Raw genomic sequence first — 12,623 nt, 5'->3', positions numbered from 1 at the left:
CTGCGGACGCGCGGCACCGTGCGGTTCAGTAGAAGTCGACCGTCTGCCCGTCGCGGTCGAACGCCAGGAAGCGACCGATGTTGCCGGTCTCGATGGCAGCGACCATCATCTTCAGCGGCTCCTCTGCGTCGTCCGAGCCGGGCGTGATGCCGGCCAGCCCCGGCAGTGCGGCGGCGAAGAACAGGTCCCAGGCCACGCCGGTACGCCGCGACTCCTCGCGCAGCGCGGCGAAGCTGCTCAGCTCCTCGGGCAGCTTGTCGACGCAGAGCACCGGCTTGAGCGAGCCGCCGGCATTCTCCTCGAAGCGCTGGCGCTCCTCCTCGGTGGCGTCGTCAGGCAGTTCCGCCGTGACGAAAACGAACAGCAGCCGCTGCGGCTCGCGTTCCTGCCGCGCGGCATTCAGGAGTTCATCGAACGGGGTGGTGGTCATGGCTTGGTTTCCAGGCTGCGGATTCACCGTGCACTGTTTACCCGCGGCGGCGCGCTGGCCATATCTCCAAAGGTATACGTCCGCCGAAAGGCCGGCACCATTCAAGCCGCACATGGTGCTGTTCATTGCCCACGGCGGGCACTAACGTCGAGCCAACCCATGCGCTGCGAGCAACCGTGACCGACCTCTTCCAACCCGCCTGGTGGCTGCCGGGGCCGCATCTGCAGACCCTGTGGAACCCGTTCTTGCGCAGCGCGCCGGCACTCGCGCGACGGCGCGAACGGCTGTGGCTGGCCGATGGCGACTTCATCGACCTCGACTGGCACGGCCCGCACGACGCTGCGGCGCCGCTGGTGCTGGTGCTGCATGGGCTCACCGGCTCGTCCAGCTCGCTGTACGTGCTCGGCCTGCAGCAGCAGCTGGCCGCGCGCGGCTGGGCCAGCGTGGCGATCAACTGGCGCGGCTGCTCGGGCGAGCCCAACCTGCTGCCGCGTGCCTACCATTCCGGCGCCAGCGACGACCTCGGCGAAGTCATCGCTCACCTGCAGGCCAGCCGCCCGCTGGCGCCGCTGCACGCGGTCGGCTATTCGCTGGGCGGCAACGTGCTGCTCAAGTACCTCGGCGAAAGCGGCGTCAGCAGCCCGCTGCGCAAGGCCGTCGCGGTGTCTGTGCCGTTCCGTCTGGACCAGTGCGCCGACCGCATCGGCCTGGGTTTCTCGCGCCTCTATCAGGCGCACTTCATGAAGGCGATGGTCGCCTACGTGAAGGACAAGCAACGGCTGTTCCGCGAACGCGACCTGCAGCAGCACCTGGCCACGCTCAGCGGCCTGGGCACGCTCGACGGCATGCGCACCTTCTGGGATTTCGACGGCCGCATCACCGCGCCGCTGCACGGCTACCGGGACGCCCAGGACTACTACCGGCGTGCGTCGAGCCGCTATTTCCTGCCCGACATCGCGATCCCGACACTGCTGATCCAGGCCGCCGATGACCCCTTCGTGTTCCGCCACAGCGTGCCGGAACCCAGCGAACTGTCACCGACCACCACGCTGGAGTTGCACGCCCACGGCGGGCATGTCGGCTTCATCGAGGGCACACCGCGCCGCCCGCGCTACTACCTGGAGCGGCGCATTCCGCAGTGGCTGGCTGACGTCTAGGCGCGCTTAGCCGCCGAACGGCAGCTACGGAAGCACCCGGAACTGATCCCGCAGTACCGCAACATCCCCGGCCGCCTGCGGCGATACGAAGCCGATCTCCAGCGCCAGCAGTTGATAGATACCGCGACGCAACTGCCCCGGCCCGAGCTGCACCGAGGGCTCGCCGACGGTACCGAGGAAGCGTACCCAGGAAGTGAGAATGATCCAGGCATTGAGTGCCAGCGCGTCGACCTCGGCGGGGCCCATGCGCAGGATGCCGGCGTCGACGAATCCCTGATAGATCGCCCGCGCGTTGTCCAGGCAACGCGCCGCAAAGGCGCGGTAGCGCTGTGCCAGCGCTTCGTCGGCGGCGAGTAGCGCTTCCAGGTCGCGATGCAAGAAACGGAAGTCCCACATCGCTGCCAGCAGCGCCTCCAGATAGACGGCCTTGTCCGCCACCGTCAACGCCCGTTGCGGCGGGCGCAGGAACTCGTCGATGCGAGCCTCGTAACGCCTGAACAGCTCGGCGACGATCGCCTGCTTGTTGGCGAAGTGGTAGTACAGGTTGCCCGGCGATATGCCCAGATGCGCCGCGATGTGATTAGTGCTGACGCCGCGCTCGCCCTGGGCATTGAACAGCTCGAGGCTGGCATCGAGGATGCGGTCGCGGGTCTTTGCTCGGGGCGCCATGGGCGTCGGTCTCGTGGGGTCTGCGAGGGTGCAACGGTACAGCCCCGCACCGGCGCAGGCGAGTCGCGTTGACACTTTAGAGCAATTACTCTAGAAAACACTCTCTCGCCGCCCTCAGGAGCCGCCATGCCTGTCGAAACGCCCGCTGCGTACCTGCAGCAGATCCTCGCTGCGCAGCGCAGTGCCTGCGCGGCCGCGCCGCTGCCCTGCGCGCAGACGCGGCGGCAATGGCTGAACGCGCTGCGCGACGTGCTGGCGGGCAACCAGCAGGCACTGGTCGAGGCGATCTCGGCCGACTTCGGCAACCGCTCGGCCGACGAGACGCTGCTGGCCGAGATCATGCCGAGCCTGCATGGCATCCGTTACGCCCGTCGCCACCTGCGCGGCTGGATGAAACCGTCGCGGCGCCGCGTCGGGCTGGCGTTCCAGCCGGCCAGCGCGCGGGTGATCTATCAGCCGCTGGGCGTGGTCGGCATCATCGTGCCGTGGAATTACCCGCTGTATCTGGCCATCGGCCCGCTGGTCGGCGCCTTGGCCGCCGGTAACCGGGTGATGCTGAAGATGAGCGAGTCGACCCCGGCCACCGGCGCGCTGCTCCAGCGGCTGCTGGCGCAGGTCTTCCCGGAGGATCAGGTGGCGGTGGTGCTCGGCAATGTCGAGGTCGGCAAGGCCTTCGCGCGGCTGCCGTTCGATCATCTGCTGTTCACCGGCGCGACGCACATCGGTCGCGACGTGATGCACGCCGCCGCGGACAATCTCACCCCGGTGACGCTGGAGCTGGGCGGCAAATCGCCGGCCATCGTTTCGGCCACGGTGCCGCTGGCCGACGCCGCCGAACGCATCGCCTTCGGCAAGACGCTCAATGCCGGGCAGACCTGCGTCGCGCCGGACTACGTGCTGGTGCCGCGCGCGCGTCTGGACGACTTCGCCGACGCCTACCGCGCGGCGGTGCGCCGCCTGCTGCCGCGCCTGGCGGACAACCCGGACTACACCGCGATCATCAACACCCGCCAGCTCGCCCGCCTGCGGGACTATCTGGACGATGCGCGCAGCAAGGGCGCCCGCGTGCTGCCGCTGTTCGAGGACAGCGCGCCGGGCCGTCTGGCGCACCACCTGCTGCTCGACGTCAACGAGCACATGCGCGTGATGCACGAGGAAATCTTCGGTCCGCTGCTGCCGCTGGTGCCCTACGACGATCTCGACGCGGCCATCGCCTATGTCAACGCCCGGCCGCGGCCGCTGGCGCTGTACTTCTTCGGCTACGACCGCGCCGAGCAGCAGCGCGTGCTGCATGGCACGCTGTCCGGCGGCGTATGCCTGAACGACACCCTGCTGCACGTCGCCCAGGACGACCTGCCGTTCGGCGGCGTCGGCGCATCGGGCATGGGCCACTATCACGGGCACGAAGGCTTCCTGACCTTCAGCAAGGCCCGCGGCGTGTTCAGCAAGCCGCGCCTGAACGCGGCACGCCTGATCTATCCGCCCTACGGCAAGTGGTGGCAGAAGCTGCTCTACCGCCTGCTGGTGCGCTGATGAGCGACCTGCCACTGAATCGCCGCGGGCTGCTGCGCATCGGTTTGCTCGGCGGTGCGCTGCTGGCAACCACGGGGCTTTGCGCCAGCCTGAGCGGCTGCGGTCGCGAGCTGGCGGCGGCGGAGTTCGGCCTGTTGCGCAGCAGCGACCTGCCGCTGCTGCGCCGGCTGATCCCCGTACTGCTGGCCGGCGCGGTGGCAGCGCCAAGCGCGCCGGCGGTGGTCGAGGGCACGCTGAGCAGCCTCGATCGCAACCTGCAGCAGCTGTCGCCGGCGCTGGCCGCGCAGGTGCTGCAGCTGTTCGACCTGCTCAGCCTGCCGATCACGCGCGGCCCGCTGACCGGCATCTGGGGCGGCTGGGACGCGGCGAGCGACCAGGCCATGCAGGACTTCCTGCAACGCTGGCAAAACGCTCCGCTGGCGCTGCTGCGCCAGGGCCACGGCGTCCTGCTGCAACTGGTGCTGATGGCCTGGTACGGCCGGCCCGAGGCCTGGGCGCATTGCGGCTATCCCGGCCCGCCCACGGTCTGATTTCAGGAGCAACGATGCCCATCCCCGACCTCTTTGCCGCCGGCCTCGCCCGTGGCTGGCAGACCCACGATGGCTCGCGCCTCGCCGGCGACCTCACGCTGGAGACGGACATCGCCATCATCGGCAGCGGCGCCGGTGGCGCCACCAGCGCGGAAATCCTCAGCGCGGCCGGTTTCAAGGTGCTGCTGATCGAAGAAGGTCCGCTGCGCACCAGCAGCGACTTCGATCTGCAGGAATCCACCGCCTACCGCTCGCTATACCAGGAAGGCGTCGGGCGCATGAGCAAGGACGGCGCCATCACCATCCTGCAGGGCCGCGCGGTGGGCGGCACCACGCTGGTGAACTGGACCTCGAGCTTTCGCACACCGCCGCAGACGCTCGACCACTGGGCCCGCGAACACGCCGTCAGCGGCCTTGCCACGGAGCAGCTGGCGCCCTGGTTCGCGCGGATGGAAGAGCGCCTGGGCATCGCGCCGTGGGCCATGCCGCCGAATGCCAACAACGCGGTGCTGCAGCGCGGCTGCGAACGCCTCGGCTATCGCTGGGCAGTGATTCCGCGCAACGTGCGCGGCTGCTGGAACCTCGGCTACTGCGGCATGGGCTGCCCGACCAACGCCAAGCAGTCGATGCTGGTCACCAGCATCCCGGCACTGCTCGATCACGGCGGCGAACTGCTCTATCTGGCCCGCGCCGAGCGCCTGCGGATCGACGCCGGGCGTATCACCGGGCTCGACTGCGTCGGCATGGATGCGCGCGGCGTGGCGCCCAGCGGCCGGCGGATTCAGGTCCGGGCGCGGCATTACGTGCTGGCCGGCGGCGGCATCAACAGCCCGGCGCTGCTGCTGCGCTCCGCCGCACCGGACCCGCACGGGCGCGTCGGCAAACGCACCTTCCTGCACCTGACCAACTTCTGCGCGGCGCAGTTCGACGAGGTCATCAACCCGTTCTACGGTGCACCGCAGTCGATCTATTCGGATCACTTCCAGTGGGAAGACGGCCCGCGCGGGCGCATGTCCTACAAGCTCGAGGTGCCGCCGCTGCATCCGGCGCTGGCGGCGACCCTGTTCGGCCGCTTCGGCATCGACAACGCCCTGCGCATGGCGCAGCTGCCGCACACCCACGCGATGATCGCGCTGCAGCGCGACGGCTTTCACCCGGACAGCGCCGCAGGCCGCGTCGAGCTGCGCAGCGACGGCACGCCGGTGCTCGATTACCGCATGACCGCCTACAGCTGGGACGGCATCCGCCGCGCCTTCCACAGCATGGCCGAGATCCAGTTCGCCGCCGGCGCGCGCGCCGTGCTGCCGCTGCATGCCGATGCGGATTATGTGAATACGCCGCGCGCGGCGCGCGAGCTGATCGATCGCCTCGACCTTGCGCTCTACCGCACGCGGCTCGGCAGCGCGCATGTGATGGGCGGCTGCGCCATGGGCGACGATCCGCGCCTGGCGGTGGTCGACAGCCGCGGACGGCATCATCAGCTGGAGAACCTGTCGGTTCACGACGGCTCGCTGTTTCCCACCAGCATCGGCGCCAACCCGCAGCTGTCGATCTACGCCCTGTGCGCGAAATTCGCCAGTCAGCTCAGCGAAGACTTGCAGAACGCCTGAGATCGGCAGGTTATCCGCGCAGATCGCCGCACGGCCATTGAGACTTTACGCTGCCGACGCGCAGCCGCTACCATCCACACCCCCACGCCTGCGTCAGGACGCCGCGATGAATCGAGTGTTGTATCCGGGAACCTTCGATCCCATCACCATGGGCCACGCCGATCTGGTGGAGCGCGCCTCCCGGCTGTTCGACCAGGTGATCATCGCCGTGGCGGCCAACCCGAAGAAGAATCCGCTGTTCCCGCTGGAGCAACGCGTCGAGCTGGCCCGCGAAGTCACCAAGCACCTGCCGAACGTCGAGGTCATGGGCTTCTCCACGCTGCTGGCGCATTTCGTCCGCGAGCAGAACGCCAACGTGCTGCTGCGCGGCCTGCGCGCGGTGTCCGACTTCGAGTATGAGTTCCAGCTGGCCAACATGAATCGCCAGCTGGCGCCGGAGGTCGAGAGCCTGTTTCTCACGCCGTCGGAGAAGTACTCCTATATTTCCTCCACGCTGGTGCGCGAGATCGCCTCGCTCGAGGGCGACGTGTCCAAGTTCGTCCATCCGGCGGTGATGGACGCGCTCAAGGTGCGCTTCGGCCAGCGCTGAGGGATCCGCCGGTGGGCAGCAGGCCCGCCAATGCGGCACAATTGCGCGTCGTTATCTGCTGTGCTGCGGCCTGAGCCGTGGCAGGAGTTCGCTGGATGTCCCTGAAAATCACCGATGACTGCATCAACTGCGACGTGTGCGAGCCCGAGTGCCCGAACGGCGCGATTTCCCAGGGCGAGGAAATCTACGTCATCGATCCCAACCTCTGCACCGAATGCGTCGGTCACTATGACGAGCCGCAGTGCCAGCAGGTCTGCCCGGTCGACTGCATCCCGCTCGACGAGAACAACGTCGAGAGCAAGGACGAACTGATGCAGAAGTATCTGATCATCACCGGCAAGGCCTGATGCACGCGGTGCGGCCGGCTCGCCGACGCGCACTGCGCGAGGGCGTGCGGGCCTGTCTCGCCGCTCTCCTGCTGTTCTCCTTCTGCGCCCAGGCGCAACCGCCGGCACAGGGCGCCGTTGCCACCGCGCACCCGCTGGCCAGCGCAGTCGGCCGGGAAATCCTCCAGGCCGGCGGTAACGCCTTCGATGCCGCCGTGGCGGTCAGCGCTGCGCTGGCAGTGGTCGAACCCTATGGCTCGGGCCTCGGCGGCGGTGGCTTTTTCCTCCTGCGCGAAGCCGGCGAACCGGCTCGTTTCAGCTTCCTCGACGCCCGCGAGCGCGCCCCGCTGGCTGCCACGCCCGATCTCTACCTGCGCGATGGCGAGGTACAGCGCGAACTGTCGCTCAATGGCGCGCTGGCGGCGGCGATTCCCGGCACCCCGGCGGCGCTGACGGAACTGTCGCAGCAGCGCGGCCGGTTACCGCTGGCGCAAACCCTGGCGCCGGCCATCGCCCTGGCGCGCGACGGCTTCAGCGTCGACGCGGTCTACCGGCAGCGTGCCAGCTGGCGTCTCGATGCGCTGCGCACCGATGCGGAGAGCGCGCGGCTGTTCCTGCGTGACGGCGAGCTGCCGGCCGAGGGTCAGCGCCTGCGTCAGCCGGAGCTGGCCACCACCCTCGAACGTCTGGCACGCGAAGGCCGTGACGGCTTCTATCGCGGTGATCTGGCCGAGCGCCTGGTGCAGGGCGTGCGCGCCGCCGGCGGCATCTGGACGCTGCGGGATCTGGCCGAGTACCAGACCGTCGAGCGTGCACCGCTGCGTTTCCAGCTGGCTGACGGCCGCGAGCTGATCGGCGCGCCACCGCCCTCGGCCGGCGGCGTGATCCTCGCGCAGAGCCTGGGCATGCTCGAACACCTGTCCTGGCGCGACGCCGCGCCGGTGCAGCGCAGCCACCTGGTGGTCGAGGCGCTGCGCCGCGCCTATCGCGACCGCGGCCTGCTGGGCGATCCCGACTTCGTCCGCGCGCCGCTGCAGCGGCTGCTGTCGGCAGACTATCTGCAGGCGCAGGCTGCCGGCATCGATCCGGCGCGCGCCACGCCGAGCAGCGCCCTGCCGCCGGCGCCACGCTGGCGTGAGGGCGAGCACACCACCCACTTCGCGGTGATCGATACCGAAGGCAACGCGGTGGCGGCCACCCTGTCGCTGAACATGATGTTCGGCGCCGCGTTCACCGTGCCCGGCACCGGTGTGCTGCTCAACGATGAGATGGACGATTTCGCCGCCGACATCGCCGGCAGCAACGCCTATCAGCTCAAGGGCAGCAGCGCCAACGCGATCTCCGGCGGCAAGCGCCCGCTGTCGAGCATGAGCCCGACCTTCATCGAGAGCGAGCGGGAGTTCACCAGCTTCGGCACGCCCGGCGGCAGCCGCATCCCGAGCATGGTGTTGCTCTCGGTGCTGGCCTACCTGGACGGCGAGCCGGTGTCGGCCTGGCCGGCGGCGCCACGCTTCCACCACCAGTACCTGCCCGACGTGCTGCAGTACGAGGCCGCCACCTTCAGCCCGGCGCAGCTGCAGGCGCTGCGCGCGCTCGGCCACCAGCCAAAGCTGATCGAGCGCGATTACGGCAACCAGCAGGTGCTCTATTGGAACAAGCGCAGCGGCGCGGTCGACGCCGCCAGCGATCCGCGCGGCATCGGCCGGGCGCTTCTGGTGTCGCCGCTCAGGGCCGCTGAATGATCGGACCGTCGTCGGTCGACAGCTGGCGCAACTGGCGGATCGGCTCCTGCCCGTCGGCCAGCAACAGGGCATTGCGCAGGCTCTGGATAATGCGGCTGGCGTAGCCCAGGTCGTTCATCAGCGAGCTGGTCTGCAGGCCGTCCAGATCGTGGTTGCGCACGGCGAGGAACAGGCGCTTGCGAAACGCGCCGTCGAACTCGGCGGCCCGCTCGTCGAGCCATTGCAGCCGCTCGCGCCACAGCTCCTCCGGCAGCTCCGAATGAGTCAGCGCACGAAGCTCGCGCAGCGCCTCGAGCAGATGGCGGCGCAGCTCGACGTACGAGCGGCGCACCGTCGAGGCTTCCTGGCGTAGGTACTGGCCGAGGTTCTTCTGCAGATGCTTGGCGTCCTTGACCGCATCCACCAGCTGCAACGCGGCGATCTGGCCGCTCAGCCAGAACGCCTGGTGCTGCTCGTCCAGCGGCACCTCGAGGCGGCCCATGAAGCTCAGCAGGTCGGCGTACACACCCTTGATGTGGCGCTGGTAGAGCTGCTCGGCATCCAGCGCACCGGGCTCCGGTGGCGCGGCCATCAGTGCGTCATCGATGCGTCCCTGGCGCATCAGCTGATCCACCGGCAGGAACAGCGCATGGCAGATCACTTCCAGGCTCAGCCGGGTCATGTGCTGCAGCTCCTGCGCCACCGCACAGGTGGCGGCATCCGCCGAATCCAGCGCGCGGGCGTTGAGGTAACGCGCGCGGGTGCGCTGCGGCGGTTCGTCCGGCTGCGCCAGTTCGGTGATCAGCACCGTCGGCTCGACCCGGTCGGGCAGAAGGCGAATCAACAGCGCCGCCAGACGCACCTGCCACGGCCAGAACAGCAACACGCCCAACCCGTTGAACAGCGTATGGAACAACGCCAGCTGCAGCAGCGCGTTGTCGCCCAGGCCAACCTCCTGCACCAGCGCGGTCAATGGCAGCAGCAGAACGAGCGCCACCAGCGCCGTGAGCGTATTGAACAGCACGTGCGCCAGCGCCAGACGCTGCCCGCTGCGGTTGCCGCCGAGCGAGCCGACGAAGGCGGTGGTGACGCTGCTGCCGACATTGGCGCCGATGGCAATCGCCAGCGCCGGGCCGAGCGCCAGCTGGCCGGCACCCAGTGCGGCGAGCGTCAGCATTAGCGTCGCATGACTGGACTGCAGCACCACCGTGGCCGCCAGGCCGATGCCGACGAACAGCAGTTGGCCGATCAGTCCCTCGGCCTGGTAGGCCGACATGTCCACGTCGCTGCCGAAGCTGGAGAAGCCGTCCTTGATCTGATCGATGCCGAGAAAGATAAAGGCGATCCCCAATACGATGCGCCCGGCCGCCTTGCCCTTGTCGCCGAGGAAGCTCGCCAGCACGCCGAACACCAGCAACGGCAGCGCCAGCGGCGCCAGGCTGAGATTGTGCCCGGCCAGCGCCAGCAGCCAGATGCCGCTGGTGGCGCCGAGATTGGCGCCGAACAGGATCGGGATGCCGCCGGCCAGCTTGATCAGCCCGGTACTGATGAAGGCGATGGTCAACAGCGACACCAGCGTGCTCGACTGCAGCAGCATGGTGCCGCCGACGCCGAACAGCAGCCCCTTGAACGGCGTCGCGGTGGTCCGCGCCAACAGCTGTTCGAGCTTGCCACCGGCCAGCTGGCGCAGCCCTTCCTCCAGGCACTGCATACCGAACAGGAACAGCGCCAGGCCGGCGCACAGCTCCAGCCAGGGCTGGCTGCTCCAGAACGCTGCCCCGAGCAGAAGGCTCCCCGCCACGATCAGGAATGTCCTGACGTGCTTCTTGAACGTGCCCATGTGTACTTTTCGTTACCTGCCGCGTGCCATAGGGAAAGAACCGGCCGAGCCGGTCACATAGGGATGGTCGCCGCTGCAGCACCGGCGTGCGACCGCCGGGCATTCTAGGGGATTCGCCATGCGGCGACGATGCCTCGCCGAGGTGGCGGGCCGGGGCGGGGTTGGTCAGGAGAATGCAGCCTGCAGGGCAGGCTGCGCGATGCGGAATTTCAGGATTACGCGGAACGAGCGCCCCGCGCCATCGGCATCAGTAAGGGCTTTGCGAAGTGGTGCAACCCAGGCAGCGCACGAAGGCCTCGCGCGCCGGGTCGCCGACCAGTGCCTGACCGGCTTCCTTGACGTTGCCGCCGAGCACGGTGAACGGCAGGCTGACGACGAACGCGACAGCGCCGACCAGCGTCGCACCGATCAGCAGCGGACGGGCGACGACCAGGTCGCCGATCATGGCGAACGCAGGCGGTGCCTCGACCGTGTAGGCCGGATCGCCACTGGCATTCTGGGTGACTGTTTCCGCCTGTGCCGGCATTGCCAGCAGGCCGGTGGTCAGAGCCAAGACAACAGCGGTGGAGCGGAACAGATTCATGGTGTGGTCCTTCAGCTGTGCGAAACGCGGCATTTTCAAGTTGTGCCGGCCACTATAGCAGTGGCCGCCGCCTCGCGAGCGTGAACGCCGTCAACGCGCCGCGCAGCGATCAGCGCTGGCAACGACTGCAATAGACGCTGGCGCGCTGGCCGAGGCGAACCTCGCGCAGGGTCGTGCCGCAGTGCTTGCAGAATTCGCCGCCGCGCCCGTAGACGAACAGCTCCTGCTGGAAGTAACCCGGCTTGCCGTCACCGCCGACGAAATCGCGCAGCGTGGTGCCGCCGCGCTCGATAGCCAGCGCCAGGATGCGCTTGATCTCGTCCGCCAGTTTCAGATAGCGCGACCGCGAGATGCCGCCGGCCGGGCGGCGCGGATCGATGCCGGCGGCGAACAGCGCCTCGCTCGCATAGATATTGCCGACGCCGACCACTACCGCGTTGTCCATGATGAACGGCTTGACCGCCATGCTGCGCCCACGCGACAGCTGGAACAGCCGTTCGCCGTCGAACGCCTCGCTCAGCGGTTCCGGGCCGAGGCTGGCGAGCAGCACGTGACTGAGCGGATCGTCGCTCCACAGCAGCGCGCCGAAGCGCCGCGGATCGGTGTAGCGCAAAGCCTGACCGGATTCGAGCAGCAGGTCGACGTGCTCATGCTTGGCCGCGGGCAAGGCGCCCTCGACCAGCCGCAGGCTGCCGGACATGCCCAGGTGCGCGATCAGCGTGCCGGCCTCGAAGCGGATCAGCAGGTACTTGGCGCGGCGCTCGACCGCCTCGATACGCTGCCCCGACAGGCGCACGTCCAGATCCTCGGGAATCGGCCAGCGCAGCCGCCGCTCGCGCACGATCACCCGGCTGACGCGCTGACCAACGAGATACGGGGCGATACCGCGGCGGGTGGTTTCGACTTCGGGAAGTTCGGGCATGACGGCGGAGCGGGGGCGACGAAAGGGGAACGCATCCTAGCACGGGCCACCGGCGCCGCCCGGCCGGGAGCGGCGAACTTTCGTGCACCTGCGTGTCCGAAATCAGGTGCCCCGCACATCGCGGGCGAATCGACGGAGGCAGCCCATGAGCCAACCCCTCACAGGCAAACGCGTGGCAATTCTGGTGACCGACGGCTTCGAGCAGGCGGAACTGACCGGCCCGCGCGAGGCGCTGGAAAACGCCGGCGCGCGCGCCGACATCGTCGCGCCGAAGAACGGCGAGGTGACCGGCTGGAACCACACCACACCGGCCACCAAGTTCCACGTCGACCAGACTTTCGATGCTATCCGCATCGCCGACTACGACGCCGTGCTGCTGCCCGGCGGCGTGGTCAATTCCGACACCATCCGCACCGATGCCACAGCCCAGCAGCTGGTGCGCGAGGCGGCGCAGAAGGGCAAGCCGATCGCGGTGATCTGCCACGGCAGCTGGCTGCTGATCTCCGCCGGACTGGTCAAGGGCCGGCGCATGACCAGCTGGCCCTCGCTCGCCGACGATCTGCGCAACGCCGGCGCCGAGTGGGTCGACGAGCCGGTGGTGGTCGATGGCGGGCTGATCAGCAGCCGCAAGCCCGACGACATCCCGGCCTTCGGCAGCGCACTGATCGAGGCGTTGCAGACGGTCTGAAGCGCACGGCTGGCGCGCTTTTCAT

General features: G+C 68.7%; 13 protein-coding genes. 8 read left to right on the top strand and 5 right to left on the bottom strand.

Going from position 1 to position 12,623, the window contains the following annotated elements; genetic code table 11:
* Positions 1–25 precede the first annotated feature (25 nt).
* The gene (locus U8L64_RS14125) at positions 26–430 is read right to left on the bottom strand and encodes a hypothetical protein (protein WP_003286293.1); all 405 of its coding nucleotides are present in this window, start codon (positions 428–430) and stop codon (positions 26–28) included.
* A 176-nt stretch (positions 431–606) separates the two neighbouring features.
* On the opposite strand from U8L64_RS14125, the gene U8L64_RS14120 reads away from it, so the two are divergent.
* Entirely contained in the window at positions 607–1,587 is a 981-nt protein-coding gene (locus U8L64_RS14120; protein WP_077682790.1) for a hydrolase, read from the top strand.
* Positions 1,588–1,611: 24 nt separating this feature from the next.
* Here U8L64_RS14120 and U8L64_RS14115 read toward each other — a convergent pair whose 3' ends face one another.
* The gene (locus U8L64_RS14115) at positions 1,612–2,256 is read right to left on the bottom strand and encodes a TetR/AcrR family transcriptional regulator (protein ID WP_333398105.1); all 645 of its coding nucleotides are present in this window, start codon (positions 2,254–2,256) and stop codon (positions 1,612–1,614) included.
* A gap of 126 nt (positions 2,257–2,382) precedes the next feature.
* On the opposite strand from U8L64_RS14115, the gene U8L64_RS14110 reads away from it, so the two are divergent.
* The 6 genes from U8L64_RS14110 to ggt all read left to right on the top strand — a co-directional run bounded on the left by U8L64_RS14110 (position 2,383) and on the right by ggt (position 8,586).
* On the top strand, positions 2,383–3,789 hold the full coding sequence (locus U8L64_RS14110) for a coniferyl aldehyde dehydrogenase (protein ID WP_138300867.1): 1,407 nt from the start codon (positions 2,383–2,385) through the stop codon (positions 3,787–3,789).
* Entirely contained in the window at positions 3,789–4,319 is a 531-nt protein-coding gene (locus tag U8L64_RS14105; RefSeq protein WP_138300866.1) for a twin-arginine translocation pathway signal protein, read from the top strand. Before U8L64_RS14110 ends, U8L64_RS14105 begins: the two co-directional genes overlap by 1 nt.
* A gap of 14 nt (positions 4,320–4,333) precedes the next feature.
* Positions 4,334–5,929 (top strand): GMC family oxidoreductase, encoded by a 1,596-nt coding sequence (locus U8L64_RS14100; RefSeq protein WP_333398104.1) that lies wholly within the window; start codon positions 4,334–4,336, stop codon positions 5,927–5,929.
* A gap of 106 nt (positions 5,930–6,035) precedes the next feature.
* On the top strand, positions 6,036–6,518 hold the full coding sequence (coaD, locus tag U8L64_RS14095) for a pantetheine-phosphate adenylyltransferase (RefSeq protein ID WP_043299477.1): 483 nt from the start codon (positions 6,036–6,038) through the stop codon (positions 6,516–6,518).
* Positions 6,519–6,613: 95 nt separating this feature from the next.
* Positions 6,614–6,865 carry a YfhL family 4Fe-4S dicluster ferredoxin gene (locus tag U8L64_RS14090; RefSeq protein ID WP_008568547.1) on the top strand — a complete coding sequence of 84 codons (252 nt, stop codon included), beginning with the start codon at positions 6,614–6,616 and terminating at the stop codon, positions 6,863–6,865.
* Complete coding sequence (ggt, locus tag U8L64_RS14085) at positions 6,865–8,586, top strand: gamma-glutamyltransferase (protein ID WP_138300864.1); 1,722 nt, start codon at positions 6,865–6,867, stop codon at positions 8,584–8,586. The genes U8L64_RS14090 and ggt overlap by 1 nt, the downstream gene beginning before the upstream one ends.
* Here the strand turns inward: ggt and U8L64_RS14080 are convergent.
* The 3 genes from U8L64_RS14080 to mutM all read right to left on the bottom strand — a co-directional run bounded on the left by U8L64_RS14080 (position 8,570) and on the right by mutM (position 11,910).
* Positions 8,570–10,405: a Na/Pi cotransporter family protein gene (locus tag U8L64_RS14080; protein WP_138300863.1), complete on the bottom strand. Its 1,836-nt coding sequence runs from the start codon at positions 10,403–10,405 to the stop codon at positions 8,570–8,572. The genes ggt and U8L64_RS14080 overlap by 17 nt on opposite strands.
* Before the next feature lie 247 nt (positions 10,406–10,652).
* Positions 10,653–10,988, bottom strand: coding sequence for a hypothetical protein (locus U8L64_RS14075; protein ID WP_037020050.1), 336 nt, complete (start codon positions 10,986–10,988; stop codon positions 10,653–10,655).
* Between the two features lie 109 nt (positions 10,989–11,097).
* A complete protein-coding gene (mutM, locus tag U8L64_RS14070; protein ID WP_043299474.1) occupies positions 11,098–11,910 on the bottom strand; it encodes a bifunctional DNA-formamidopyrimidine glycosylase/DNA-(apurinic or apyrimidinic site) lyase in 813 nt (270 codons plus the stop codon).
* A 145-nt stretch (positions 11,911–12,055) separates the two neighbouring features.
* On the opposite strand from mutM, the gene U8L64_RS14065 reads away from it, so the two are divergent.
* Positions 12,056–12,598, top strand: a complete 543-nt coding sequence (locus tag U8L64_RS14065) for a type 1 glutamine amidotransferase domain-containing protein (protein ID WP_333398103.1) — start codon at positions 12,056–12,058, stop codon at positions 12,596–12,598.
* Positions 12,599–12,623 lie beyond the last annotated feature (25 nt).

Origin of the sequence: Pseudomonas sp. FIP_A4, assembly GCF_036701605.1 — a bacterium.
GTDB lineage: Bacteria > Pseudomonadota > Gammaproteobacteria > Pseudomonadales > Pseudomonadaceae > Stutzerimonas > Stutzerimonas phenolilytica.
Note: the sequence above shows the minus strand (reverse complement) of the source record. Positions and strands in the feature narration are given on the sequence as shown.